This window comes from Fluviicoccus keumensis, from assembly GCF_004217445.1.
GTDB classification, from domain to species: Bacteria; Pseudomonadota; Gammaproteobacteria; order Pseudomonadales; family Moraxellaceae; genus Fluviicoccus; species Fluviicoccus keumensis.
In genome coordinates, this window is sequence record NZ_SHKX01000012.1 from 151436 (window position 1) to 177570 (window position 26135).

At 60.9% G+C, this 26135-nt stretch carries 20 protein-coding genes and 1 tRNA gene; 16 read left to right on the top strand and 5 right to left on the bottom strand.

What is annotated here, in order from left to right; all coding sequences use genetic code 11:
* Positions 1-66 precede the first annotated feature (66 nt).
* Positions 67-1947, bottom strand: coding sequence for an MFS transporter (locus tag EV700_RS08840; RefSeq protein WP_130412869.1), 1881 nt, complete (start codon positions 1945-1947; stop codon positions 67-69).
* Positions 1948-2087: 140 nt separating this feature from the next.
* Between EV700_RS08840 and EV700_RS08845 the strand changes: the two genes are divergently transcribed.
* The 12 genes from EV700_RS08845 (at position 2088) to EV700_RS08900 (ending at position 16393) form a co-directional block, all read left to right on the top strand.
* The gene (locus EV700_RS08845; RefSeq protein WP_165391403.1) at positions 2088-3818 is read left to right on the top strand and encodes an autotransporter assembly complex protein TamA; all 1731 of its coding nucleotides are present in this window, start codon (positions 2088-2090) and stop codon (positions 3816-3818) included.
* Complete coding sequence (locus EV700_RS08850) at positions 3815-7894, top strand: translocation/assembly module TamB domain-containing protein (protein ID WP_130412873.1); 4080 nt, start codon at positions 3815-3817, stop codon at positions 7892-7894. Before EV700_RS08845 ends, EV700_RS08850 begins: the two co-directional genes overlap by 4 nt.
* A gap of 222 nt (positions 7895-8116) precedes the next feature.
* A complete protein-coding gene (thrS, locus tag EV700_RS08855; RefSeq protein WP_130412875.1) occupies positions 8117-10042 on the top strand; it encodes a threonine--tRNA ligase in 1926 nt (641 codons plus the stop codon).
* A gap of 2 nt (positions 10043-10044) precedes the next feature.
* Positions 10045-10593 (top strand): translation initiation factor IF-3, encoded by a 549-nt coding sequence (gene infC, locus EV700_RS08860; protein ID WP_130412877.1) that lies wholly within the window; start codon positions 10045-10047, stop codon positions 10591-10593.
* Between the two features lie 85 nt (positions 10594-10678).
* Positions 10679-10876 (top strand): 50S ribosomal protein L35, encoded by a 198-nt coding sequence (rpmI, locus tag EV700_RS08865; RefSeq protein ID WP_130412879.1) that lies wholly within the window; start codon positions 10679-10681, stop codon positions 10874-10876.
* Between the two features lie 15 nt (positions 10877-10891).
* Positions 10892-11251 (top strand): 50S ribosomal protein L20, encoded by a 360-nt coding sequence (gene rplT / locus EV700_RS08870; protein ID WP_130412881.1) that lies wholly within the window; start codon positions 10892-10894, stop codon positions 11249-11251.
* A 221-nt stretch (positions 11252-11472) separates the two neighbouring features.
* Positions 11473-12489, top strand: coding sequence for a phenylalanine--tRNA ligase subunit alpha (gene pheS / locus EV700_RS08875; protein WP_130412883.1), 1017 nt, complete (start codon positions 11473-11475; stop codon positions 12487-12489).
* Between the two features lie 69 nt (positions 12490-12558).
* A complete protein-coding gene (pheT, locus tag EV700_RS08880) occupies positions 12559-14934 on the top strand; it encodes a phenylalanine--tRNA ligase subunit beta (RefSeq protein ID WP_130412885.1) in 2376 nt (791 codons plus the stop codon).
* A 19-nt stretch (positions 14935-14953) separates the two neighbouring features.
* Positions 14954-15256 carry an integration host factor subunit alpha gene (locus EV700_RS08885; RefSeq protein ID WP_130412887.1) on the top strand — a complete coding sequence of 101 codons (303 nt, stop codon included), beginning with the start codon at positions 14954-14956 and terminating at the stop codon, positions 15254-15256.
* A complete protein-coding gene (locus EV700_RS17325; protein ID WP_130412889.1) occupies positions 15237-15683 on the top strand; it encodes a MerR family transcriptional regulator in 447 nt (148 codons plus the stop codon). Before EV700_RS08885 ends, EV700_RS17325 begins: the two co-directional genes overlap by 20 nt.
* Before the next feature lie 131 nt (positions 15684-15814).
* Positions 15815-16252, top strand: a complete 438-nt coding sequence (locus EV700_RS08895) for an acyl-CoA thioesterase (RefSeq protein ID WP_242610231.1) — start codon at positions 15815-15817, stop codon at positions 16250-16252.
* A gap of 64 nt (positions 16253-16316) precedes the next feature.
* Positions 16317-16393 (top strand) — tRNA-Pro (locus EV700_RS08900).
* Positions 16394-16500: 107 nt separating this feature from the next.
* Here EV700_RS08900 and EV700_RS08905 read toward each other — a convergent pair.
* On the bottom strand, positions 16501-17019 hold the full coding sequence (locus EV700_RS08905) for a lipocalin family protein (RefSeq protein ID WP_130412893.1): 519 nt from the start codon (positions 17017-17019) through the stop codon (positions 16501-16503).
* 89 nt (positions 17020-17108) lie between these two features.
* On the opposite strand from EV700_RS08905, the gene EV700_RS08910 reads away from it, so the two are divergent.
* Together EV700_RS08910 and EV700_RS08915 are read left to right on the top strand one after the other, a co-directional pair.
* Positions 17109-17624 (top strand): hypothetical protein, encoded by a 516-nt coding sequence (locus EV700_RS08910; RefSeq protein ID WP_130412895.1) that lies wholly within the window; start codon positions 17109-17111, stop codon positions 17622-17624.
* Positions 17621-18322, top strand: a complete 702-nt coding sequence (locus tag EV700_RS08915; protein ID WP_130412897.1) for an RNA ligase family protein — start codon at positions 17621-17623, stop codon at positions 18320-18322. The genes EV700_RS08910 and EV700_RS08915 overlap by 4 nt, the downstream gene beginning before the upstream one ends.
* Here EV700_RS08915 and mapR read toward each other — a convergent pair.
* Positions 18313-19722, bottom strand: coding sequence for a GntR family transcriptional regulator MpaR (mapR, locus tag EV700_RS08920; RefSeq protein ID WP_130412899.1), 1410 nt, complete (start codon positions 19720-19722; stop codon positions 18313-18315). The two genes, EV700_RS08915 and mapR, sit on opposite strands and share 10 nt — an antisense overlap.
* 59 nt (positions 19723-19781) lie before the next feature.
* Complete coding sequence (gene ccoG, locus EV700_RS08925) at positions 19782-21152, bottom strand: cytochrome c oxidase accessory protein CcoG (protein WP_130412901.1); 1371 nt, start codon at positions 21150-21152, stop codon at positions 19782-19784.
* 321 nt (positions 21153-21473) lie between these two features.
* Between ccoG and EV700_RS08930 the strand changes: the two genes are divergently transcribed.
* Positions 21474-23405 (top strand): lipoxygenase family protein, encoded by a 1932-nt coding sequence (locus EV700_RS08930; RefSeq protein ID WP_130412905.1) that lies wholly within the window; start codon positions 21474-21476, stop codon positions 23403-23405.
* A 66-nt stretch (positions 23406-23471) separates the two neighbouring features.
* On the opposite strand, the gene EV700_RS08935 is transcribed toward EV700_RS08930, so the two are convergent.
* Positions 23472-24371, bottom strand: coding sequence for a Tim44 domain-containing protein (locus EV700_RS08935; RefSeq protein ID WP_130412907.1), 900 nt, complete (start codon positions 24369-24371; stop codon positions 23472-23474).
* Between the two features lie 430 nt (positions 24372-24801).
* Here EV700_RS08935 and EV700_RS08945 point away from each other — a divergent pair, with 430 nt between their 5' ends.
* On the top strand, positions 24802-25911 hold the full coding sequence (locus EV700_RS08945; RefSeq protein ID WP_130412909.1) for a hypothetical protein: 1110 nt from the start codon (positions 24802-24804) through the stop codon (positions 25909-25911).
* Positions 25912-26135: the final 224 nt, after the last annotated feature.

A 26135-nucleotide genomic window follows, 5' to 3' on the forward strand; every position in this document is an offset into this window, starting at 1 on the left:
CTGTCGGATTAGGCTAGCCTTGAGCATAGCCCTTGCCGACAGGGAGGCAAAGCGGGGGAAGCGGGCTTATTTCACATCGCCGCGCAGTTCCAGCACCCGTTCCTGCAAGTATTCCGGGGTCACGCCTTCCGGCGGCACCGGCGTTCCCGCCACCACCGCCACTTTCGAGCGGAAACGGCGCGGCAGCTTCTTGAAGGCCGCGCCGCCGCGCCGGCTGCTGAAACTGCCCCACATGCCTTGCAGGCCTAGCGGAATCACCGGCACCGGCGTACGGTCGATGATGCGCTGCACGCCGTTCTTGAACGGGTAGAGTTCGCCGGTATCGGTAATGCGGCCTTCGGGGAAGATGCAAACGATCTCGCCCTCGGCCAGCGCGGCGGCGATGTCGTCATAAGCCTTGTCCAGCATGGCCGGATCGACCTTGGCCGGGGCCACCGGAATGGCCTTGGCGGTGCGGAAGATGAAGCTGATGACGGGAATCTTGAAGATCTGGTGATCCATCACGAAGCGCATCGGGCGGCGGATGGCGGTGGACAGGATCAGTGCATCATAAAAGCTGACATGGTTGCAGACGACCACGCACGCGCCTTCCTCTGGAATGTGTTCCAGACCCTTGCGGTCGACCTTGTAGAACAGGCTCATGAAGATCCACACCAGGAAGCGCATCAGGAATTCCGGCACCAGCGTGAAGATGTACAGCGACACCACGGCGCTGAAGACGGCGGTCAGCAGGAACAGTTCCGAGATGGTGAACTTCAGCACCTTCAGCACCACCACTGCGACTATCGCCGAGCAGACCATGAAGAAGGCGTTCATGATGTTGTTGCCGGCGATGGTGCGGGCGCGATGGCCGGGCTCGCTGCGGCTCTGCACCAGCGCGTACAGCGGCACGATGTAGAAACCGCCGAAGACGCCGATGCCGATCAGGTCGATGATGACGCGATGATGCAGCGGCTTGGCGATGAACTCGGCCAGCCCGGTGGTGGTTTCCGGCGTCAGGTGGTTGGTGGCGAAGAAGAGGTCGACGCCGAACAGCGTCAGGCCGATGGAGCCGAACGGCACCAGCCCCAGTTCCACGCGCTTGTCCGAAAGCCGTTCGCACAGCAGCGAACCGATGGCGATGCCCACCGAAAACACCGTCAGCAGGAAGGTGACCACGTGTTCGTTGCCGCCCAGCACTTCCTTGGTATAGGCGGGAATCTGCGTCAGGAAGGTGGCGCCGTAATACCAGAACCAGGAAATGCCCAGTACCGACAGCATCACCACGCGGTTGCGGCGCACGAACTGGTAGTTGTGCCAGGTTTCGCTGAACGGGTTCCAGTTGATCTTCAGCTCCGGGTTGCCCGCCGGGGCCTGCGGAATCTGCCAGCTCATCCAGAAGCCCAGCACGGCAATGCCCAGCACCGTCCACGACACGATCTCGCGGCCGCCGTCTCCCAGCGAGATCAGCCAGCCGCCCAGCATCGACCCCAGCAGGATTGCCAGCGAAGTGCCGGTTTCCACCAGCGCGTTGCCGCCCACCAGTTCATCCTTTTCCAGACTTTGCGGCAGGATGGCGTACTTGATCGGCCCGAAGACGCTGGAGTGCGTGCCCATCAGGAACAGCGCCGCCAGCAGCATCCACAGTTGCTGGAAGTGGAAGCCGAAGCCGGCCAGCACCATGATCAGGATTTCCGCGCCCTTCACCAGCCGGATGATACGGGTCTTGTCGTACTTGTCGGCAATCTGTCCAGCGGTGGCCGAGAACAGGAAGAAGGGCAGGATGAACAGCCCGGCGCAGAGATTGGTCAGCACGACAGGCTGCAGCGTGGTCATGGTGGCGGCGTTGAAGGCCAGCAGGATGATCAGGCTCTGCTTGAAGACGTTGTCATTGAACGCACCCAGGAATTGCGTCAGGAAAAAAGGCAGGAAGCGGCGGGTATTCAGCAGCGAAAACTGGTTATGCATGAGGCAAGACTCGTCCGGATGAGCGGTTTTTACGCGAGGCTAGCACTTCGCCCGATTTTTGTAACCATTCCCGGTTCAACCCTGCGGTAAGCTGCTGAAAATTCGGTATCATTCCGCTGTAAACCGGGGGTGTCATGGGCATGCAAGGCTGGAAGAAGTGGCTGTTGATAGGGATGGTGTGCCTGCCCGGCCTGGCTTTGGCCCAGGATAGCTCCAACCTGCGCATCGACGGCGTTTCCGGCGATGTCCGCGCCAACCTCGAAGCCTATCTCGGCACCGTGACCCCCGACGACCTGCAAAACTGGCGCGACACCCAGTCACGCCTGCGCAAATCCGCGCGTGAAGCCATGGAAGCGGTCGGCTATTACCAGTCGAAAATCCGCATTACCCAGCAGGATGGCATTGTCCAGGCGGTGATCGAACCGGGCGATCCCGTGATCGTCCGCCACCTGGAGTTGCATTACGCCGGCGAGGCCAGTAACGATATTGCCTTCACCGCGCTGCTGGAAACCCTGCCCTTGAGCGAAGGCGACATTTTCCACCACGGCCGTTACGAAGCGATCAAGACCCTGGTGCAGAACATGGCGCTGGAGCGGGGCTATTTCGGCGGGGAGTGGAAAGTACACAGCGTTGAGGTCAACACGGATACGCGGTCGGCCTCGATCACCCTGGAATATGACAGCGGCCCGCGCTATCGCTTCGGCGAAGTGCAGTTCAGTTCGGTCACCGAAGGCAAACCGTTGCCCCTGCGGCTGGCCTGGCTGGAGAAATTGGCGCCGTTCCATGCCGACGACGCATACGAAGCCAGCAAGATCATTGCGTTCAACAAGGCGTTGCTCGACAGCCGCTATTTCAATGAAGTGCGTGTCCGCGCCGAGCCCGATCTGGCGGTGAATGAGCGGGTGCCCGTGAATGTCACCCTGGCGGCGGAAAAGCCGAATCAGCTTGATACCGGTCTTGGCTACGCCACCGATGTCGGCGCGCGGCTGAGCCTGGCGTGGCGGCGGCCGCTGCTCAATGACCGGGGGCACAGTGTGGAGTCCTCGACCGAAGTATCCCGGGTCCGGCAGAGCGCGACCTTGCGTTACGGCATTCCCTGGAACCACCCACTGAACGACACCCTGCAATTCTTTTCGGGCTTCAAGCGGGAAGTGCTGGATACCGCCACCACCTACAGCACCACGTTGGGTGTGGAAAGGCTGATCCGCAAGCCGGACGGCTGGCAGCGCGGTTATACCCTGCGTTACAGCAATGAAACCTCGCGGCAGGTCGGCGGGGTCAGCACCACCAATAATCTGCTGTTGCCCGGCGTCAACTACAATCGCACCCGCAGTCGCGGCGGCGCGGATCCGGTCTGGGGCGACCGCCAGTACTATCAGGCCGAACTGGCCTCCCGTTCGCTGTTATCCGACGCCGAATTCATCTCGCTGCGCGCCGGCTGGCGTGTGTTGCGCACGTTGGCCGACAAGCATTCCTTCCTGCTGCGGGCGGATGTCGGCGCCATTCTGACCAGTGATTTCGACAGTGTTCCCCTGAACATGCGTTTTTATGCGGGGGGCGATCAAAGCGTGCGCGGTTTTGATTACCAGAGCCTGTCGCCCAAGGACAGCACCGGTCAGGTGATTGGTGCGTCCAATCTGGTCACCGCCAGTGCCGAATACGCCTGGCGGTTCAGCAAGCGCTGGCGTCTGGCGTCTTTTGTGGATACCGGTAACGCTTTTGACAGCCTTTCCCAAGGTCTGGCGACCGGCGCCGGCGTCGGCGTGCGGTGGATTTCCCCGGTCGGCCCGGTGCGTCTGGATGTGGCCTGGAACGTGTCCGAGCCCAACCCGTCCCCCCGCATCCATTTCTTCATGGGGCCGGCATTGTGAGGGGGGCGCGCAAGAAGCAGTTGCGGCGCTGGTTGCGCCTGAGCTTGCGCGCCGTGTGGCGCAGCAGCTGCCATCTGCTGTTTGTCCTGCTGGTGCTGGTGTTTGTGGTCTGGGTGGCGCTGTGTCTGGCGGCCGGGTCGCCGCAAGGCACCCGCTGGCTGCTGGAAAAAGTCGCGGCGCTGCAGCCGTTGATCAAGTTTCAGGTGGAGGGCGGCACGCTGCGCGACGGCCTGCAGCTGAGTCATTTCCGCTTCACCGGCAAGAAGTTCCACATTGATGCCGATCGTGTTTCCTTGCAGGTTACCTGGGCGTCATTTCTTCGCGGCGAGCTGTTTGTCGACTCCCTGCGGGGGCGGAACGTCCGACTCATCTTCAATGGGCCGCCCAACCCCAACCCGGTCAACCTGAAGCACTTGCGCCTGCCGTTCCGGCTGGTGCTGGCGGAGGGCGTGCTGGATCAGGTCGCCGTGGTCAAGACCACCGGCACGCTGGACGCCACGCGCCTGTCCCTGCAAAACGCCGCGTGGCTCCACGAACATCTCGACGTGGATGATGTCGAGCTGGATCACCCGCGTTTTCACGCCCGTTTGAGCGGCGGCATCGACTTCCTGGCGCAATATCCCCTCAAGGCGACGGGCAGTCTGCAGACGGCCTTTCTCACCAGTCACGGCCTGAAACCGCTGACGGCGCGGGTTGACGGCGACCTGGCCGCATTGCACGTCAATCTGGTGCATCGCCGGCCGGTGCCGGTGGAGGTGATAACGACCCTGAACGTCGTCCAGCCGACCCTGGATTATCAGGGGGTGTTGCGGTTCGGCAAGATGGATGTGCCCTGGTATCCCAATCTGGAACTGAAAACCCGCAGCGGCGCGGTGCAGGTGCGCGGCGACCGGCATGGTCTGTCCATGGTCGGGGACGCCGATATGGAGGGCAAGCTCTTTCCCAAGGGCGAGTATCGCTGGTACGCCCGCACCGACTGGCATTCCCTGCTGCTGCTGCCGTTGCAGGCCCGCACCCGGTTGGGCGGTGTTCTCAGCCTGTCCGGGGATATCGGCTGGGTCGGGCAGCCGCACTGGAACCTCGCCTCGCGCTGGGATGGCGTGGATCTTTCCCGGCACTGGCCGCAGGTGCACGGGCTGTTGTCGCCCTTGACCGGCAGCTTGCTGACGCAGGGCCGCGCAACCGCGCAGGGAGCAGCCTTGGGCGTGCAGGCCGAGTGGGACAATGGTGAAACCTGGGATGTTCATTTGCAGAGCGAAAGCTGGCCATGGCTGTGGCACCAGCCGGTCACGCTCGGCTTCAACTGGCGGAACATGCAGCGCGATATACCCGGGCTGGGAGAGACCCGGTCCGGCCAAGGCTCGCTGCAACTGGCCGGAACCCTGGACCATTACCGACTGTCCACATCGATGGCGATGCAGTCGGCCAAAACCCCGGAAGGGGACTGGGAAATCACCGGTCATGGCGGCGGCCGCGCCTTTAATGCCGATCTGTTGCATTACGAAGGGCTGGCCGGGGCCGTCAACGGCGATGCCTCCGTCAGCCCCGCCGGACGCGGTTGGCAGTGGAATGCCAGTCTGGGCCTGACGGATTTCCGTAGTGACTTCTGGGCTCCGGCGTGGCCCGCCACAGTCAGCGGCCCCGTGACGGCCTCCGGACGTCTGGAAGCAGGTCATCACGATATCACGCTGCAGCAACTGGCCCTGAGCGGCACCCTGCGTGATCAGCCCGCCGCCGTGCAGGGGAATATCACCATGCGTCTGCAGCCGGGCCAGCGCTATCCGGACTTCAAGGGGCAGGGGGTCAAGCTGGATTGGGGCCGCAACCATCTGGAGGCCGAAGGGGGGCTGTGGGCGGGAAACTGGGATTTGACGCTGGATTCGGCGCTGGAGCAGTTGTCGCTGCTGGACAGCCGTCTCGACGGCGCGCTGGAAGGCGTGACACAGTTGCAGGGACCGCTCAATCGCCCGGCGGTGACGCTGAACCTTTTGGGGGGCAATCTCAAGGGGTGGGGTTTCAGCGGCGACAGCCTCAGCGTCAGCGGTTTTATGCCCGCGCTGGCGGAGGAAAACGGTTTCCTGCAGATTCACGGCCATAACCTGAGCTATGCGGACCGGATTGTGCCGGATGCCACGGTTGTCGTTGAAGGCACCCGGCAGGCGCACACGATCGACTGGCAGGTGGAAGCGGACCCGGTCAGCGCCGAGGGTCGGCTGCAAGGCGGTCTTGACAAGGATGAAACCGGCAACAGCCGCTGGCATGGCGAAAGCCTGGAGAGTCTGGTTTCCATTGACGATTTTGACTGGCGTCAGGAGGAAGGCGCTTTCCCCGTACGGTGGGCGGCGGCGGATAATCATGTCGCGCTGGGGCCGCATTGCTGGCAAGCCGACGGCGCCCGGCTTTGCAACCGTGAGGAACTGATCGCGGCTCCGGCCCAGGCGCGGGCGCGACTGGGTCTGGAAGGCCTGGAAATCAGCCGTCTTTCGCCGTTGTTCCCTGAAGGCCTGGCCTGGAACGGCAGCCTGGAAGGCGATGCTTCCCTGGACTGGAAAAAGGGAGAACTGCCGCAACTGGCTGTTCAGTTGACCACGCGCAAAGGCTCCATCGGGCTGGCGCAGGATGATGATGATCCGTTGACGCTGCCCTATGACCGCCTGGGTTTGAAGGTGGCCAGTGAAGACAAACGGCTGCGCTTCCGCTTCGAAACCGAGGCCCCCCATATCGGTCAGGGCTATGTCGAAGCCTGGCTGGATCCCGCCAGCAAGCCCTATCAGATCAACGGCGCGCTGGTGCTGGAACAGGTCAATCTGGCCGTGCTGAAGCCCTTCTTCCCCGGCATGGCGCACCTGTCCGGCGAACTGAATCTGGCGGGCGGTCTTAGCGGCGCCATCACCGGCCCTGATTTTTATGGGGATTTCACACTCGCCGGCGCGGAAATTTCCGCGCGGGATGCGCCGCTGGATCTCACCAAAATCAACATCAATGCCGCCATTCGCGGCCAGGAAGCGGGGATTGACGGTACGTTCATGAGCGGCGAGGGTCAGGCTGTGCTGAAGGGCAAGGCGGAGTGGAAGGGCGAGCCGTCCATGGCGTTGCACCTGACCGGCAAGGATCTGGCGCTGCGTCAGAAGCCCCTGATTTCAGCGCAAGTCGATCCGGACCTGAATATCAGCGTCAAACCCTATCTGGTCGATATCAACGGCAAGGTGGTGGTGCCGGAAGCCTTCCTCCGCCCGCAAGCCCTCTCCGACAAGGCGATCCCGTTATCGCCGGATGTCCGCGTGGTGGACGAGGCGCGCAAGGCGCGGGCGCGGGTGGCGAAGAGCATGAAGCAATGGGCCGTCAACGCCGATATCGAATTGCTCCTGCGCGACAAGGTTCAGTTTGAAGGCTTCGGCCTCAGCAGCTTCATGTCCGGCGAACTGCGCCTGCAGCAGCAAAAACAGCGCGGCTTGCAGGCCACCGGCGAAATCGAGCTGAAAACGACCGGCACCAATACCGAGGCGCGCTACGAGGCCTATGGCCAGAAGCTGAAAATCCGCAAGGGGCAGTTGTTGTTCGCCGGGCCTGTCACTCAACCCGCGCTGAACATTGAGGCGATCAAGGAGGTCGCCGATCAGGTGGTGGGCGTGCGTGTGGAGGGCCGCGCCAATGCACCGACCGTGCAGCTGTTCTCGGATACGCCGATGACCCAGGATGAAATGCTGGGCTACCTGCTGATCGGGCGGCCGTTGTATCAGGAAGGGCGCTTGAATGTCGGCGGCGGCAGCGATACCGCCTTGCTGGCCTCGGCGGCGCTCAGCCTGGGTATTCGCGGCGGACAGGGCATCGCCTCGGATATCGGCAGCAAAGTCGGGTTGCGGGATGTGGCGCTGGACGCCGAGGGCGCTGGCGATGAAACCCAGTTCACCGTTTCCGGCTATCTCAGCCCGCGGCTCTACCTGCGTTACGGCGTCGGTGTTTTTACTCCGGTCAGCAAGGTGACGTTGCGCTACAAGATCAGCCACAGCCTGTATCTGGAAGCCGTGTCCTCGCTGGAAAACGCGCTCGACCTTTTCTACAACATCAAATACTGACGCTTCATCGCCGCCACCGGCCGCTGGCAGCGGATTTCCTTGTTCCGCCAACGATTTCCTGTAAAATCCCGCGTTCGATCGTCAGATAGCATCGCCCGGCCCGGGCTCGCGCTCCCGTATGCGCGGCAGGGACACCCGGACGGTAACGTCGGCGGACTCTCGAGGTTATGTGGCCATTGGTAGCGGCCACCACTGCTAAAAGACAGCCTGAAGGATAAAATCATGCCCGTCATTACCCTGCCTAACGGCGCCCAGAAAGAATTCGACCATCCCGTCAGCGTCGCCGACGTGGCCCTCAGCATCGGAGCTGGCCTGGCCAAGGCCGCACTCGCCGGCAAGATCGGCGAACAGCTGGTGGACACCTCCTATCTGATCAGCGAAGACGCCGCCCTCAGCATCATTACAGAAAAGGATGCCGACGGCCTGGAAGTGATCCGTCACTCCTGCGCCCACCTGCTGGCCATGGCTGTGCAGGACATTTTCCCGACTGCGCAAGTCACCATCGGCCCGGTCATCGAAGACGGTTTCTTCTATGACTTTGCGTTCGAGCGTCCGTTCACCATGGACGACCTCGCCAGGATTGAAGTGCGCATGGAAGAACTGGCCGCCAAGGACTTCACCGTCACCCGCACCGTGATGTCGCGGCCGGACGCCATCCGCCTGTTTGAGGAAAAAGGCGAGAAGTACAAGGTCGAAATCATCGCCAGTATTCCCGGCGAGGAAGACCTGTCCTTCTACAGCCAGGGCGATTTCATCGACCTGTGCCGCGGCCCGCACGTGCCGTCCACCGGCAAGATCAAGGCTTTCAAGCTGACCAAGGTGGCCGGTGCCTACTGGCGCGGCGACAGCAACAACGCCATGCTGCAGCGCATCTACGGCACCTGCTGGGCCAACAAGAAAGACCTGCAGGCCTACCTGACCCGTCTGGAAGAAGCCGCCAAGCGCGATCACCGCAAGATCGGCAAGCAGCTGAACCTGTTCCACGTGCAGGATGAAGCCCCCGGCATGGTGTTCTGGCACCCCAACGGCTGGACCATGTATCAGGTGCTGGAACAGTACATGCGCAAGATCCAGCAGGCCAACGGCTACAAGGAAATCAAGACGCCGCAGGTGGTCGACATCTCCTTGTGGGAACGTTCCGGCCACGCCGCCAACTACGCCGACAACATGTTCACCACCCACTCGGAAAACCGTCATTACGCGGTCAAGCCGATGAACTGCCCGTGCCACGTGCAGGTGTTCAACCAGGGCCTGAAGTCCTACCGCGACCTGCCGCTGCGCCTGGCCGAGTTCGGCTCCTGCCACCGTAACGAGCCGTCCGGTTCGCTGCACGGCATCATGCGCGTGCGCGGCTTCACCCAGGACGACGCCCACATCTTCTGCACCCGTGAACAGATCGGTTCGGAAGTCGCGGACTTCATCGCCCTGACCCTGAAGGTCTACAAGGATTTCGGCTTCGACGACGTGCAGATGAAGTTGTCGACCCGTCCGGCCAAGCGCGTCGGCGACGACGCCCTGTGGGACATGGCGGAAAAGGCGCTGGCCGATGCCCTGGATGCCGCCGGCCTGAAGTGGGAACTGCAACCGGGCGAAGGCGCGTTCTACGGTCCGAAGATCGAGTTCTCGCTGAAAGATTGTTTGGGCCGCGTCTGGCAGTGCGGCACCATCCAGTGCGACTTCAACATGCCGGTGCGCCTGGACGCCAGCTATGTCGCCGAAGACAACAGCCGCCATGCGCCGGTGATGCTGCACCGCGCCATCCTCGGTTCCTTCGAACGCTTTATCGGCATCCTGATCGAGCACTACGCCGGTTTGCTGCCGCCCTGGCTGGCCCCGGTCCAGGCGGTAGTGATGAATATCACCGACCATCAGGCCCCGGCGACCGCTCAATTCGTCGACAAGTTGCGAGATATGGGCTTCCGTGTCGAAGGTGACTTGAGAAACGAGAAAATAGGCTTTAAGATTCGCGAACGCACCTTGGAGCGCATTCCCTACCTGTTGGTGGTCGGGGATCGCGAGGTAGAACAGAACACCGTGGCCGTTCGCACCCGCGAAGGCAAGGATCTGGGCAGCATGAGCCTTGAGGCCTTTGCCGATCTCTTGCGCGGGGATATTGCCCGTCGCGGTCGTTCATCAGTGGAGAATTAAGTATTAACAAGCCAGAAAAACCGCAGTCCAAAGACGCCAAGCAGCGCACTGCGATTAACGGGGATATTCGTGCACGTGAAGTCCGTCTGGTAGACCAGAACGGCGAGCAGAAAGGGATCATGTCCATTCGTGACGCCCTGGCAGCCGCCGAAGCGGTCACTCTGGACCTGGTGGAGATCGTTCCCAACGCGGAACCTCCGGTCTGCCGTATCATGGATTACGGCAAGCATGTTTTTGAGCTGAAGCAGAAGCAGAAAGAAGCCAAAAAGAAGCAGCACCAGGTACAGATCAAGGAAATCAAGCTGCGTCCCGGCACCGAGGAAGCCGACTATCAGGTGAAGTTGAAAGCCCTGATCCGCTTCCTCGAAGAAGGCGACAAAGCCAAGATCACTCTCCGCTTCCGCGGACGTGAAGTCGCTCACCAGGAACTCGGTATGAAGCAATTGCAACGTATCGAGACCGACCTGAGCGAAATCGGGGTTGTGGAACAGCACCCGAAGATGGAAGGCAAGATGATGTCTATGCTCATCGGGCCCAAGAAAAAGAAGTAAGAACTGACGGATCGGTTTTTGCGTCTTACCCCCAGGTTCAGGTGTGCTACCGGGCCGCAAGGGTTCCTTTTATATCGAGGTTAACATGGCACAGAAGATCAAGACCTTGCGCGGAGCCGCCAAGCGTTTCAAGAAAACGGCTAATGGCTTCAAGCGCAAGCAGGCATTCAAGCGTCACATCCTGACCAAGAAGTCTCCCAAGCGTATCCGTCAACTGCGTGGCTGCACCCAAGTCGCTGCATGTGATGTTCCGTCCGTCCAGCGCATGCTGCCGAACTGCTGATTGGGAGATAGATAAATGGCTCGTGTAAAACGTGGTGTAATTGCCCATCGTCGTCACAAAAAGATTCTGGATCGCGCCAAGGGCTACTACGGTGCCCGGTCGCGTGTCTATCGCGTGGCATTCCAGGCGGTCATCAAGGCCGGCCAGTATGCTTACCGTGACCGTCGCCAGAAGAAGCGTCAGTTCCGCGCCCTGTGGATTGCCCGTATCAACGCGGCTTCCCGCATGAACGGCCTGTCGTACAGCCGTCTGATCAACGGTCTGAAGAAGGCTTCGGTTGAAATCGACCGTCGCGTTCTGGCCGATATCGCCGTGCATGATGCAGGTGCTTTTGCTGCTCTGGCTGAAAAAGCCAAAGCCGCTCTCGCCGCCTGATAGCACTGCGGGTCTAAAGGGGGGAAGGGCTTTGGCCGTTCCCCCTTTTTTATTGGTTCGGCGTGTCGTTATTCCCCTGCAAGCGACTTCATGTGTGCGATTGCAGGGGAATGACGATAGTCAGAAGTTAATCTCCCGTATGATCCAACATTAAGTTTGTCATGCAGGATATTGAATTAAATGAAATATCCGGAGAATTCCGGTGTATTCGGGAAAGCAACATGAGTGACTTGCAGGCGTTGGTCAGTGAAGCGCTGGCCACGATCGAGGCCGCCACCGATGCGGCCATGCTGGAGCAGGCGCGCGTCCAGTATCTGGGCAAGAAGAGCCTGATGACCGAGCTGTCCAAGGGCATGGGCCAACTGGATCCGGAGGCGCGCAAGGAGCAGGGCGCGCGCCTGAACGAGGTCCGCAACGCCATCAACACGGCGCTGGATACCCGCAAGGCCGCGCTGGCGGAAGCCGCGCTGAACGCCCAACTGGCCGCCGAGCGCATCGACGTGACGCTGCCGGGCCGGGGTCAGCCGCCCGCCGGCCTGCATCCGGTGACCCGCGTCATGAACCGCATCACCGAGTTCTTCACCCTCAACGGCTTTGAAGTGGCTTCCGGGCCGGAAGTGGAGGATGACTTCCATAACTTCGAGGCGCTGAACATTCCCTCGCACCACCCGGCGCGGGCGATGCATGACACCTTCTATTTTGACGCCCGCCGTCTGCTGCGCACCCATACCTCGCCGGTGCAGATCCGCGTCATGGAACAGCAGAAGCCGCCGATCCGCATCGTCTGTCCCGGCCGCGTCTACCGCTGTGACTCCGACCTGACCCACTCGCCGATGTTCCACCAGGTGGAAGGCCTGCTGATTGATGAGCATGTCAGCTTTGCCGAGCTGAAGCATGTCATCCAGAACTTCCTGCAGGTGTTCTTCGAGAAGGATCTGGCCGTGCGTTTCCGTCCGTCCTATTTCCCGTTCACCGAGCCTTCGGCGGAAGTGGACATGGAATGCGTGATGTGTGACGGCAAGGGCTGCCGCGTCTGCAAGCACACCGGTTGGCTGGAAGTGCTGGGCTGCGGCATGGTGCATCCGCAGGTGCTGGAAAACTGCGGCATCGACAGCGAAAAATACTCCGGCTTTGCCTTCGGCATGGGCGTCGAGCGTTTCGCCATGCTGCGCTACGGGGTAAACGACCTGCGCCTGTTCTTCGAGAACGACCTGCGCTTCCTCGGGCAGTTCAACTAAGACTTGTTTCTTGTCCCGGGACGGCCGCTTGCCGCTCGGGTAAAACCGTATTGATGTTCAGGAAATATCATGCAAATCAGTGAACAATGGTTGCGGGATTGGGTGAATCCCTCCCTGAACGCCCAGCAGCTGGGCCACCAGATGACCATGGCCGGGCTGGAAGTGGATGCCCTGAAGCCGGTGGCTCCCGCGTTCAACAATGTCGTGGTGGGCGAAGTGCTCTCCGCCGAACCGCATCCCCAGGCCGACCGCCTGCGTGTCACCCGCGTCTCCGTCGGCAGCGGCGAACCGCTGCAAATCGTCTGTGGGGCCGCCAATGTGCGCGCCGGGTTGAAAGTCTGTGTCGCCACCTTCGGCGCGAAACTGCCCGGCGGCTTTGAAATCGGCAAGGCCAAGCTGCGAGGCGTCGAGTCCTTCGGCATGCTGTGCGCCGCCCAGGAGCTGGGTCTGGAGCCGCCGACCGAGGGCCTGCTGGAACTGCCCGTCGACGCGCCTGTCGGTCTGAACCTGCGCGACTACCTGAGTCTGGACGACAACCTGATCGAGCTGGGGATTACCCCCAATCGCGGCGACTGCCTGAGCATTGCCGGTCTGGCGCGGGAAGTGGCCACCTTCAACCGCCTGAGTGTGTCCGCTCCGGAAATCGCCGCCGTGGCTGCGCAATCGCAGGAAGCCCCCTCGGTTAAGCTGGAAAGCACGGATTGCCCGCGTTATCTCGGTCGCATCATCCGCGGCATCAATCCGGCGGCGGTGACGCCGGAATGGATGGCGCGCCGTCTGGAACGCGGCGGCGTCCGCCCGCTCAGCCTGGTGGTGGACGTGACCAACTACGTGCTGCTGGAACTCGGCCAGCCGATGCATGCCTTCGATCTGGCGAAGGTTGACGGCGGTATTGTGGTGCGCAAGGCCCGCGCCGGTGAGTCGCTGGCGTTGCTGAACGGCCAGGCGGTGGAGCTGCGCGACGATACGCTGGTGATCGCTGACCACGCCAAGGCGCTGGCAATGGCGGGCATCATGGGTGGTAATGACTCCGCCGTGACCGATGCCACCAATGACATCCTGCTGGAAAGCGCCTTCTTCCAGCCGCTGGCGGTCGCCGGCAAGGCGCGCAGCTATGGCCTGCATACCGACTCCTCGCACCGTTTCGAGCGCGGTGTCGATTTCGCACTGCAACGTCAGGCGATCGAACGCGCGACCGCCCTGATTGTGGCGGCGGCAGGCGGCGTACCGGGCGTTGTGGTCGAAGCTGTGCAGGCCGACAGCCTGCCGGTGCGCGCCCCGATCCGCTTGCGTCCGGCGCGGGTGGAAAAGGTGCTGGGCTTCGGCATGGCGGCGGCTGACATCGAGGACATCCTGCGCCGGCTGGGCATGGTGCTGCAATCCGACGGTGAAGGCTGGCTGGTGACGCCGCCCAGCTGGCGTTTTGACATGAGCATCGAGGCCGACCTGATTGAGGAACTGGCCCGCGTGCATGGCTATGACAACCTGCCAACCCGCGCCCCGCGCAACAGCGTCATGCTGGCGCCGCGCGCCGAGGCCCGCACCATCGCCGAACTGCAGGATTTCCTGGTCGGGCAGGGCTATCAGGAAGCGATTACCTTCAGCTTTGTCGATCCGAAGATCCAGGAAATTCTCGATCCGGGTCAGGCCGTGCTGCCGTTGGCGAATCCGCTGTCCAGCGAGCTGTCGGTGATGCGCACCACCTTGTGGGCGGGCCTGCTGAACGCCGTGGCCTGGAACCAGAACCGCCAGCAACCCCGCGTGCGCCTGTTCGAAGTCGGCAGCCGTTTCATTCCCCAAGCGGACGGCTCGCTGCATCAGGAAGCCATGTTGGCCGGGGTGATTACCGACAGCCTGTTGCCGGAAGGTTGGGCCAATGGAAAGGCCAAAACCGACTTCTTTGACATCAAGGCAAATGTCGAAGGAATTCTTGCACTTACGGCCACTTCTGATAGAGTTGAATTCAAAGCAGGTTCTCATCCGGCTTTACATCCGGGACAGTCGGCGGTGATCGTCGACAACGCCGGAAAAGTGATCGGTCGGGTGGGCAAACTGCACCCGCAAGTCCAGCAAAGCTTGGATTTGCAAGGGGTGGTGTTTGTATTCGAGCTGGCGCTGGAACCGTTGCTGCAGGCGCATGTGCCTGCCTTCCGGGAACTTTCGCGTTTCCCCGGCGTGCGGCGTGATCTGGCGATTGTGCTGGATGCGGCGATTGAGAGCGCGGAAGTCCTGAAAACCGTGCGCGCGGCAGCCGGAGAATTGTTACAAGATGTGTGGTTGTTTGATGTCTACCAGGGCGCGGGTATTCCGGACGGCAAACGCAGTCTGGCCATCGGCACCCAGTGGCAGCACAACGACCGTACCTTGCAGGATGATGAAGTCAAATCGGGCGTGCAGGCTGTCCTGACCGCGCTGGAACAGACCTTCAATGCCGTCCTGCGTTAGTTGATGACCAGAGGTAGGCATGAGCGCACTGACCAAAGCCGAAATGGCCGAGCACCTTTTTGAGGAGCTGGGCCTGAACAAGCGGGAAGCCAAGGAGCTGGTGGATATCTTCTTTGAAGAAATCCGCCTGGCTCTGGAGCATGGTCAGCCGGTGAAGTTGTCCGGGTTCGGCAACTTCGACCTGCGTGAAAAACGCCAGCGTCCGGGCCGTAATCCGAAGACCGGTGAGGAAATCCCGATTACCGCCCGCCGCGTGGTGACTTTCAAGGCCGGACAAAAACTGAGACAGCGAGTGGAAGCTTATGCTAGAACCCAGTCATAACGCCGAACTGCCCGTCATTCCCGGCAAGCGCTATTTCACCATTGGTGAAGTGAGTGACTTGTGTCTGGTGAAGCCGCATGTGCTGCGCTACTGGGAACAGGAATTCCCGCAACTGAAGCCGGTGAAGCGCCGGGGCAACCGCCGCTACTATCAGCATGAGGATGTGCTGATCATTCGCAATATCCGCAGCCTGCTGTACGAGCAGGGCTACACCATCAGCGGCGCCCGCGTGCAGTTGCATGAGGGGATTGCCCGTCTGGAGCCGGTCGCCGAGCCGGTGGATGTGCCCTCGACGCAGGAGGCGATGCAGTCGCCCGCCGAGGCCTTGCTGGCCTATCAGGCGCAGATCAGCCAGAACATGCTGAACGTGGTGATCAAGGACATGATCCGTGAACTGGAAGCCGTGGCCTTGTTGCTGAAGGCCTGAGATCTTCCGGTTGCTGAAACCCGCCAGTTGGCGGGTTTTTGCTTTCTGGCGCTCATGACTGTCGCCGGAGCCAACGCCCGGTGCGCGTGAAGCCGATAGTCTTGGGGTTACACATGGTTGAGGCAGGGGATATGAGCGCTGAACTGGTCTGGAAAGTATCGTCGCCGCATATGATTGATATTCAGGTACGGCCTGAACATCAGGATGAGTACCGGCACACCAACAATGTGGCCTACCTGCAATGGCTGGAACAGGCGGCTTGGTCGCATTCGAATGCGCTGGGGCTGGATATTGCCGCCTACTACCGTTTGGGCGTGGGTTGCGTGGTGCGCAAGCACGAGCTGGAATACCTGCTGCCGACGCATACGGGTGATGACCTGAAGGTTGGAACGTGGATCAGCGCCAACGACGGCAAGCTGAGCACGACGCGTGAGTATCAGGTGATTCGCGTGCGGGACGGCAAGACGGTGCTGACTGGCAAGACCCACTTCATTACGGTGGATATGGCGAGCGGCAAACCGAAGCGCATGCCCCGCGAATTCGTCGAAGCCTATCGACCTGCCCAATGATTGAGCATTATGGCGCTGAAAAGACTGGACAATTGCCGCTGATTCGCTAAGATAGCCGCCTGTTCGGGGCGTAGCGCAGCCTGGTAGCGCACTTGCATGGGGTGCAAGGGGTCGCGAGTTCAAATCCCGCCGTCCCGACCAAACATTCAACAAGGGTCACAGTGAAAGCTGTGGCCCTTTTTGTTATGGGATTGCGACCTCTTGCACCCCATAAATGTACGTGATAACCGGCGCCAGAGGGTTCAACGCTATGGCTCGGGCTGATTGACAGTCCGGATGAGCGCTGAAAGATCATAGCCCTGTGCAACCGCCAGCGCCTTGGCCTTTTCCAGCTCAATGGCATCCAGCACCGGCGTCCGCGACAAAATCCACAGATACTTCCGCTTCGGATCACCCACCACGGCCCAGCGGTATTGCTCATCCAGCCCGACAATCCAGTAGTCACCGCTGAACGGCCAGAAGAAGGACACTTTCAGCCGGGCATTACCGCTATCCGGAACCACCTTGGCGCGTCCGTTGGCTTCCTGCCAGCCTTTGGCCGTGCGGCAGCGGTTGCGCACGCTGATCCTGCCATCGTTACGCAGACCGTAAACCGCAGTGGTGTCGCCGAGGCAGTGCCGTTGGAAGAACATCGGCAGATGCGCGATTTCATGCCATTGGCCCAGATAGCGGTTCAGGTCGACGCGGTGAACAGTCGTGACCGGTGCGGCGTGGGCTGTCCGAATTGACAACAACAGCAACAGGCCAAGCCAGAGCCTTGTTTTCATGAACTTTTCCCGGAAAGATTGTTTATGATGCGCATGATAGGACGGCGCTTTTGCCGAAGCGATAGGACAGATCAGGAAGTGACCCCGGCATGACCCGGTTTTATGTTGTCGACACCAATGTGCTCCTGGACGCCAGCGCGGTCAATAACCCCCGCCTGCATGTTTCGCCCTCCAGTCCTGAGCTGTGTGAACACGCCTATGCCTGGCTCAGTCGTTTCGCCAATTCCGACGATGTGCTGGTGATGGACAATCAGGGGCGGCTGGAGGAAGAGTACGAGCACAAGCTTGATTACAATGATTTCGGGCGTCAGGTGGTGCGCCAGAAGTGGAATCGCGGGCAGGTACTATTGGTGGACCTGCTCTACGATGATGAAGGTTATGCCTACCTGGAGGAACCGCTGGCGACGGTGGTGCACGACCACTCTGACCGCAAGCTGGTGGCCGCCGCGCTGGAGGCGCTGAAACACGGACCGTGCCAGATCGTCAATGCCGCCGATACGGACTGGTACGACTGGCTGGATGAACTGCACAAGAACGGGATCGAGGTGCTGCAACTGCTGCCCGGATGGTCCCATGACAAATGGCTGGAAAAGAAACACCCATGAACGACTTCTTCCGATTTCCCCACACCCCGCACATTGCCTGGCTGGGCGCGGATTCCCCCCGAGACGACAAGGTGCTGACTCCTGCCGAGATCGAGGCACTGCTGGCCGGGCCGGTGACGCTGGAAGAAAAGCTGGACGGCGCCAACCTGGGCATTTCCGTGGGGGAAAACGGCGAGGTGCGGGCGCAGAATCGCGGCCATTATCTGGAACGGCCGTTTCCGGGCCAGTTCGAGAAACTGGAAATGTGGCTTCGCCGCTATGAGGACGTATTGTTTGATGCGTTGGGCGAGAACCTGATCCTGTTTGGGGAATGGTGTGCGGCGCGGCACTCGCTGGACTATACCGGCCTGCCGGGCTGGTTTGTCGGCTTTGATGTCTATGACCGTCAGCGCGAGGCGTTCTGGTCGACCCGGCGGCGCAATGCCTTGCTGGCGCAGTTGGAACTGCCCGCCATTCGTTGTATCGGCGAGGGGCAATATACGCTGGAGCAGTTGAAGGAACTGGTCATGCATTCCGGTAGCCAGTATCGCGACGGCGTGCTGGAGGGGATTGTGATCCGCCATCAGGACGAGGACTGGCTGCTGAACCGGGCGAAGCTGGTGCGTCATGATTTCACGCAGGCAATCCAGGAACACTGGCGCAAGCGGCGCATTGAGTGGAATGACCTGGCCGGCGGCTATGGCGGCCCTCAGGGCTGATGCAGCAATTCACCGAGCGTCGCCATCGCCAGTTCCTTGCGTTCATCCCAGCGATGGCCGCTGTTCAGCCTTGCGCAATGACCAAAGCGGCGGGTGGCTGAGAAGATCGGCCCGGGCGCCAGACTGATTCCCAGCGCCATCGCCTGTCGGCAGAGCTGCAGCGAATCCACCCGTTCCGGAAACTCGAACCACAGCAGGTAGCCGCCGGCCGGGCGGGTAACGCGTGTGCCTTCGGGAAAGTGCCGCGCCGCCGAGGCCAGCATGGATGACTGGCGGCTTTCCAGTTCATGGCGCAGCTTGCGCAGGTGACGGTCATAACCGCCATGTTGCAGATAGTCGGCTATGGCGGCCTGAGCGGGAATGGACGGGGAAATCGTCGTCATCAGTTTCAGACGCTGGATGGCTTCGCTGTATCGTCCGCCGGATACCCAGCCGATGCGGTAGCCCGGCGCCAGACACTTGGAAAACGAGCCGCAGTGCATCACCAGCCCTTCGGTATCCAGGCTTTTCACCGGGCGCGGCGGCCGGTCGCCGAAATGGAGTTCGGCGTAGACATCGTCCTCGATCATCGGCAACCGGTGGCGCACCAGCAGCGCATACAGCGCCTGCTTGCGTTCATCGGACAGGCTGGCCCCCAATGGGTTCTGCAGGCTGCTCATGAACCAGCAAGCCTTGATCGGCAGCCGTTGCAGGCAATCCTCCAGATAATCCAGGTCAATGCCTTCCCGAGGGTGCACTGGAATTTCCACCGCCTTCAGCTTCAGCCGCTCCAGCACCTGCAGGCTGGCGTAGAAGGCGGGCGCTTCAATCGCCACCAGGTCGCCGGGTTGGGTCAGGCATTGCAGGCACAGGTTCAGCGCTTCCATCGCGCCGCTGGTGATCACCAGTTCGTCCAGCGGGCGGCGGATGCCGAAACCGGCGCTGCGCAGGGCAATCTGGCGGCGCAGCTCGGCATTGCCCTCGGTCATTTCGGCAATGATGGTGTCCGGAGCCAGACGGTGCAGCGCGTGCGACATCGACCGCGCCAGCCGCGCCAGCGGAAACAGTTCCGGGCTGGGGAAGGCGGAGCCGAAGGGGACAATATCCGGGTCCTTCAGCGAGCCGAACACCGAGAACACCAGTTCGCTGACATCGACATCGCTGGTCGGCGCGGGCGGCGCGGCCGGGCCGGGTTCGGGCAGCGGGTGTTGCGCGGTTGCACGCACGTAATAGCCCGAACGGGCGCGGGCCGTGATCAGGCCACGGCTTTCCAGCAGGTAATAGGCTTCAAATACCGTGGACAGGCTGACGCCATGGGTGCGGGCGGCCTGCCGCACCGAGGGCAGTTTCTGGCCCGGCGGCAGCACGCCGCCGCGGATCAGACCGGCCATCTGTTCGGCAAACTGCTCGTAGCGTTTCATGGGGAACCCGGATACCCGTGTCAGGATGGTATCCGGGGATTCTAGCGGGTCTGAGGCCCTCACGGGCTGACGAAGCGGCTTTTTGTAGTGACCGTGGTGTCCGGGTTGTCCAGATCGCGGACGCGGAAGACCACCGGCCGTGAGCCGTGCTTGCCGTCGTTGTCGGTCAGCGCCACGCTTACCGGCAACAATGCCAGCTCGCCCGGGGCCAGATGCAGCTCGCTGGCCCCTTGCAGTGCGAAATCATCGGCGTCATCAAGCGACACGGCGTAGCGGTGCGGGCTTTGCGTCTTGTTGATCACCTTCAGGCTGTAGATGTTCTCGATCTGGCCATCGCTGTTTTCCCGGTACAGGCCGCGATCCTTGTACACATCCAGCGCCACCAGCGGCCGATGCAGGAAGGCGATGACAAAGCCGACCGCCAGCAGCGCCAGCAGCACGGTTTGCGCCACCATCTTCGGCCGGAACCAGCGGGTCTTGCCGCCCGCCATTTCCCGCTCGGAGGAATAGCGCACCAGCCCGCGTTCGTAGCCCATCTTGTCCATGACGCTGTCGCAGGCGTCGATGCACGCGCCGCAGCTGATGCATTCCAGTTGCAGGCCGTCGCGGATATCGATGCCGGTGGGACAGACCTGCACGCACATCGTGCAGTCAATGCAGTCGCCCAGCCCCAGCGCCTTGGCGTCCTCGTCCTTGCGGCGCGGGCCCCGGTTTTCACCGCGCGCCTTGTCATAGGTAATGATCAGCGTGTCGGCGTCGAACATCACGCTTTGCAGGTTGGAATAGGGGCACATGTCGCGGCAGACCTTCTCGCGCAGCCACCCGGCATTGATGTAGGTACAGAGGCTGAAAAAGCCGACCCAGCCCACCGTTTCCAGATCCAGCGACAGGTGCAGCAGTTCATTCACCATCGCGCGGATCGGCGTGAAATAGCCGATGAAGGTGAGGCCGGTCGCCAGGCTGATCGCCAGCCACAGCCCGTGCTTCGCGCCGCGCCGGGCCAGCTTTTCCGCCGACCAGGGTTGCGCGTCCAGCCGGATGCGCTGGTTGCGCTCGCCCTCGGTGACTTTCTCCACCCACATGAACATCCAGGTCCAGACGCTTTGCGGGCAGGCGTAGCCGCACCAGACCCGACCGGCAAAGACGCTCAGCGTAAACATGCCGAACGCGCCGATCATCAGCAGCGCGGTCAGCAGAAACAGGTCCTGCGGCCAGATGGTGGCGCCGAACACGTAGAATTTGCGGTCGGCCAGATCCCACAACACCGCCTGACGGCCGTTCCAGGTCAGCCAGCTTGTGCCGAAGAACAGCAGCATCAGGATGCCCGCGCCGTAAAGCCGCAGGCTGCGGTAAAAGCCGGTGAAGCTGCGGGTATGGATGGCGTCGGACGTTTCGATGGGGATATTGCGGGCGGGAATGCGCTCGGACATGAGGGACGGACCATCGGCAAGGAAATTGCGCCATGATGCCGGTCAAGCCGGTAAAGAAAACAGGCTCAGTTTGGTGGAAAAAAAAGCGGATCAGATGGTGAAAACCGGGCACGCCGCACGGATATGCGTCAATCAACTTGATTTCCATCAAAATCCGTCTAGCCTGAGCGTGGGATTTGAGGGATGGCCCGGCCATCCACCGCAGGGATCAGCGTCTTCCGCCGCGTTCGCGGCTGTCTGCCCGCTTCTCCGCCGTGCTTTCCTTCTCCCGGATGCGGGGCATCGCCCCGGTTTCATTTCGCACGATTAAAGGAATACATCATGCTCGATTTTTTCCCCCGCCGGCATCCCAGCCTGCCCCAAAACGATACCCAGGCCCAACAGGAGAGCCGCGCCGCCCAACTGGCGAAGACGATGACCGTCTATGAATGGACGGATCAGATGCCGAATGTTCAGGGCGTGCCCATGGCTGCCCGGGTGCCCTTTGCCGACGAACCGTCGTTGCCCTGGCTGTTGCAGGTGGGTGAAGTGGGTTTGCAGATTGCGGAAAATCTGTTGGCGGTCAAACTGTCCGGTGCTGACGATGCGGTTACCGATACGGCCAAGCTGAATCAGGAGCTGGGCTCGGTGCGCAAGCGCCTGCAGACAGTGCGTCACGACCATGAAGCCAAGTTGCAGGCAACCCCGTTGGCGGGCATGCTGGCCGAGGTGAAATTGGCGCTGCAGGAGCTGGCGCGGCTGCACACGCTCTCGTTCGAGACGCTGGTGGCGGATTTCCAGAAGCTGTCCGCGCAGTACGCCCTGCCTGAACTGTCCGGGGGTGAGGACGGGCTGGCGGCGTACAACGCCTTGTTCAAGACCTTGCCGCTGCCGCCGATCGCGGCCGCCTTCCGTGAAGACGCGGAGTTCGCCCGCCTGCGCGTGGCCGGACCCAATCCCATGTTGCTGACCGGCATTGACAGCCTGCCCGCCAAGTTCCCGCTGAGCGACGCCCAATACCGGCAAGTGATGGGTGATGGCGACAGCCTGGCGGCGGCGGGCAAGGAGCATCGCCTCTACCTGCTGGATTACCAGGATCTGGTCTATCTGGCGGAAGTGCCGGGCCAGACCGACGGCCTGACCAAGTATGTCTACGCGCCGATAGCGCTGTTCGCCGTTGACCAGGCGACACGGCAACTGAAACCGGTGGCTATCCGCTGCGGGCAGGACCCGGCGCAATTCCCGCTGTTCCAGCCCGCCGACGCCGCCAACCCCGGACAATACTGGGGCTGGCAAATGGCGAAGTCGGTGGTGCAGGTGGCTGAGGGTAACTACCACGAATTGTATGTGCATCTGGCGCGCACCCATCTGGTGATCGAGGCCTTCGCCGTTGCCACCCATCGTTGCCTGGCGGAACGGCATCCGCTGAACATCCTGCTGCAGCCGCATTTTGAAGGCACCCTGTTCATCAATCAGGCGGCCGCCAAAAGCCTGATCGCGGCGGGCGGACCCATTGACCACATCTTCGGCGCGCCGATTGCCCGCACCCAGCAGGCAGCGGGCACGGATCGCCTCAGCTTCGATTTTTACGAGCATATGTTCCCCCGCGACCTGACGCGGCGGCGTGTCAACGATGCGGCGGCGCTGCCCGATTATCCCTATCGCGATGACGGCTGGCTGGTGTGGGAGGCTATCCATGGCTGGGTCAACGACTACCTGCGGGTCTATTACACCAGCGACGCCGATATCAACGGCGACACCGAGCTGGCCGCCTGGACCGCCAGCCTGATCAGCGAGGGCAAGATCCGGGGCTTCAAGCCGGTGACGACGGTGGCGCAGCTGGTGGATGTGGTCACGATGATCATCTTCACCGCCAGCGCCCAACACGCCGCCGTCAATTTCCCGCAAGCGCCGGACATGACCTATGCCCCGGCCATTTCCGGCGCGGGTTGGACTCCGGCTCCGGCGGCGGGAGGGCATGACCGGAATGACTGGCTGGCGCTGCTGCCGTCCGTGGATGCGTCGCTGGAACAGCTGAATGTGCTGCACCTGCTGGGCTCGGTGCATTTCCGCCATCTTGGTGAATATCGCGCCAGCCATTTCCCCTATGAACCCTGGCTGCAGGACTCCCGGATTACCGGCGACGGCGGTCCGCTGGAACGCTTCCGTCAGTCGTTGCAACGGGTGGAGGAAACGATCAACGGCCGCAACCAGACGCGCCCGGCCTATACCTTCCTGCTGCCCAGCCTGATTCCGCCCAGCATCAATATCTGAACCGGCTCGAATCGCGCCCATGAAAAAGCCCCGCATCGGCGGGGCTTTTTCATGTTCATGGTTCGGTTATTCCGACTGGATGCCGGTGATCACCCAGGGCGTGTTGTCCTGGGTGCAGTCGCGTTCCAGATGCCACACATCCACAAAGTCTTCTTCCACGCCTTCGCTTACATCGCGGTAGCGGCCGCTGAAGCGGACGCTGATCTCGGCGACGCCGAACATCTGCGTGGCGCGGCCCAGCTCGGCGTCCAGACTCAGCACTTCCGTTTGCGGCGCGACGGTCAGCGCGGCGCGCTCGTTACGCAATTCGTTGAACAGTTCCGGCGCGGCGAATTGCTGCAGTTTGGTCAGATCGTTGCGGTTCCAGGCGTCCTGCAGCAAGCGGTAATTGTCCTTGGCGCTGCTCAGGAAGGCCGGGGTATCGAAGTTCAGCGGCAGCTTGAAGGGAATATCCGGGGTCGATGCGCGCACGGGCGTGGTTGAAGCGGTCGCGCCGCCCATCGATTCAAACAGGCTGGGAACCTTGACCTGCGGGCCGGAACCGGTGCCCGCCAGCACCGGCTGCGTGGGCGCTGGCCGTTGCGGCGCGGTGGGCGTTGCGTTGCGCCGCAGCCGCCAGGCGTTGATCAGCTTGACCATGATGAAGGCCAGCACGCCAATCAGCAGGATGTCCATGAACTGCAAACCGTTGAAGGCACCCCCGGCAAACAGCGCCGCAAACAGGCCGCCTACCAGCAGGCCGCCCAATAATCCCCCCATCAGCCCCTTGCGGGAGCCTTGACCCGGTTGACCGGCCATGGTCTGTTGCTGGCGGGAGGGCGCGTCGGCGCTATTGCGGCTGGGGGCAGGCGCGGTTTGGTAGCTGCGCCCGAAGGATTTGCCGCCGCCCATGCGCTTGGCTTCGGCGGTTTCCATGGTCAGGGTGAAAGTGAGCATGATGGCCAGGAAGGCCCAGAGCATTTTCATGGTTTACCTCGGAGAGACTGGCCTGGAACCGCGGCCGGTAAGCGGAAAAAATACTGTGCGGAGTGTGCGGGAAGGCGGGCTCAAGTCAATGCGGCAGGAGGCCAAACAGCGTGGTGCTTACAAATCCACTGCACAAGACGGTCGGAACGCCATGGAAAAAGCCGGAACGGATCAAACGGATCAAAGATCAAAAGGGGTCAGACACGATTATCCCTTGCTCTCGGCCAGTCTGCGTTCAGTCCTGTTTGGCCGGCGGCATATCGCGCATGGCTGCTCCAGGGATAGCCAGCGGGTTGGGCTACCATTCCGGCCCGGACGGGGTTAAGTTCGATGTATCGCATCAGCGTTAGCAGTTGCTATCAACGGATGCTTGTCGGTGGTTTCGAGGCAGGTTCTGGATGTTTTACTTCGTGAGCATGAGGGAGATGAAATGAGCGTTGATGTTTTTCTATGGGATCCTTCTACCAGTGGTGGCATTCCCTCCGGTTTTGAAGAAGCATTTGCCCTTGTTCATGAATTAATGGTCACGGCCGCGCCAACCAATCCGAAGTTTGTGGCATTCGCCGAGCACCTGCTGGCGACATTGCAGGCACAGCGCGAGCCTGATGATGCCTTGCTGGATTATTACCGTGATGTTGTTGAATGGGCCTCGGGTGTTTGCCGTGCTGTTTTCAACCCCGGATTAGGGGGAGATGGGGTTACTGCACTGCGATTGGTGGTGGAGTGTGCGGCTGAACGCGGGTTGCCGGTGATGTATGGTCCGATGGGGACGATATTCCTACCGGATGGACGTACTTATCCATCGGATCATCGGGCGTTGTTTGAGGCCGCATGGCAAGAGGCTGATGCTCTGACAAAGGGTTTTCCTAAAGGCCTCAAGGCATTTAAGGAGCATGTGAACTCTGTTGTACGAAATATGGCAATGAGACATGGTTTTCGACCAGGGAAGGTACCCTATTCTTCAAGAATCCAGTCATTAAATAACTCTAAAGGGTTTATTCGTGAAGTGGATTTTGGGCAACAATATTTCTATCTTTTAATAGAGCCTGCGGGCGGGGCTTATTCTATAACAATTCAAACATTATTTTATAATAAGTGGTATCGAAATATAGTTGGCATGTTTGACTTTCCCTCAAGCAATTCTTCGGGGGATATTTTTTATTTTACCGGGAGGATGATTCGTGATTTCGAATGCGATGAAAATAAAAGCATATATGCAAACGAGGATTTGAGTATATTTTTCAGTGAGTTGGAGAAAATTTATTTTCCATTGCTTGATGAAATCAGAACACTTTCAGATGTTGATGCCATATTTAATGGTAGCTTTCGGTCTCGGTTCTTGGATTATTTCCTGTACCCTTACCCTGCAAAATTGATTACAGCAAAGATGACAGGAAACCCTGATTTCGAGAAGTATGTTGAAATCGCTACCGCTGCGAGTGAACGCGGCAACACTGGTTGGATGGGAGGGGGGGATGATAAAACATATAAAAGCGAACTTCCTAAACTAATAGATTATCTTAGAGCGGGGCTTGAATAGAATAAAAGTGTACACCCCCTTTTTTCCTGTGTTCTAGCCAGTCGCTGGCAGTGACGGTGCTGCCGGTAGTGAGCAGGTTAGTCTGCCAACAGGGACGATGGTCTGGGCGGAGTGGATGGAGGTGCATTCAGATGTACCGGTAGGTTTAGAATATATGGCCGGGCTGTTGGTGAAGAAGTGACAATCGTGTGCATTTGCGATCCTTTGCCCGGTTAACGGAACGT

Coding starts and splice junctions, on each gene's coding strand:
- EV700_RS08840 (WP_130412869.1), bottom strand. CDS start 1,947: ATGCATAACCAGTTTTCGCTGCTGAATACCCGCCGCTTCCTGCCTTTT.
- EV700_RS08845 (WP_165391403.1), top strand. CDS start 2,088: ATGCAAGGCTGGAAGAAGTGGCTGTTGATAGGGATGGTGTGCCTGCCC.
- thrS (WP_130412875.1), top strand. CDS start 8,117: ATGCCCGTCATTACCCTGCCTAACGGCGCCCAGAAAGAATTCGACCAT.
- rpmI (WP_130412879.1), top strand. CDS start 10,679: ATGGCACAGAAGATCAAGACCTTGCGCGGAGCCGCCAAGCGTTTCAAG.
- rplT (WP_130412881.1), top strand. CDS start 10,892: ATGGCTCGTGTAAAACGTGGTGTAATTGCCCATCGTCGTCACAAAAAG.
- pheS (WP_130412883.1), top strand. CDS start 11,473: ATGAGTGACTTGCAGGCGTTGGTCAGTGAAGCGCTGGCCACGATCGAG.
- pheT (WP_130412885.1), top strand. CDS start 12,559: ATGCAAATCAGTGAACAATGGTTGCGGGATTGGGTGAATCCCTCCCTG.
- EV700_RS08885 (WP_130412887.1), top strand. CDS start 14,954: ATGAGCGCACTGACCAAAGCCGAAATGGCCGAGCACCTTTTTGAGGAG.
- EV700_RS17325 (WP_130412889.1), top strand. CDS start 15,237: ATGCTAGAACCCAGTCATAACGCCGAACTGCCCGTCATTCCCGGCAAG.
- EV700_RS08895 (WP_242610231.1), top strand. CDS start 15,815: ATGAGCGCTGAACTGGTCTGGAAAGTATCGTCGCCGCATATGATTGAT.
- EV700_RS08905 (WP_130412893.1), bottom strand. CDS start 17,019: ATGAAAACAAGGCTCTGGCTTGGCCTGTTGCTGTTGTTGTCAATTCGG.
- EV700_RS08910 (WP_130412895.1), top strand. CDS start 17,109: ATGACCCGGTTTTATGTTGTCGACACCAATGTGCTCCTGGACGCCAGC.
- EV700_RS08915 (WP_130412897.1), top strand. CDS start 17,621: ATGAACGACTTCTTCCGATTTCCCCACACCCCGCACATTGCCTGGCTG.
- mapR (WP_130412899.1), bottom strand. CDS start 19,722: ATGAAACGCTACGAGCAGTTTGCCGAACAGATGGCCGGTCTGATCCGC.
- ccoG (WP_130412901.1), bottom strand. CDS start 21,152: ATGTCCGAGCGCATTCCCGCCCGCAATATCCCCATCGAAACGTCCGAC.
- EV700_RS08930 (WP_130412905.1), top strand. CDS start 21,474: ATGCTCGATTTTTTCCCCCGCCGGCATCCCAGCCTGCCCCAAAACGAT.
- EV700_RS08935 (WP_130412907.1), bottom strand. CDS start 24,371: ATGAAAATGCTCTGGGCCTTCCTGGCCATCATGCTCACTTTCACCCTG.
- EV700_RS08945 (WP_130412909.1), top strand. CDS start 24,802: ATGAGCGTTGATGTTTTTCTATGGGATCCTTCTACCAGTGGTGGCATT.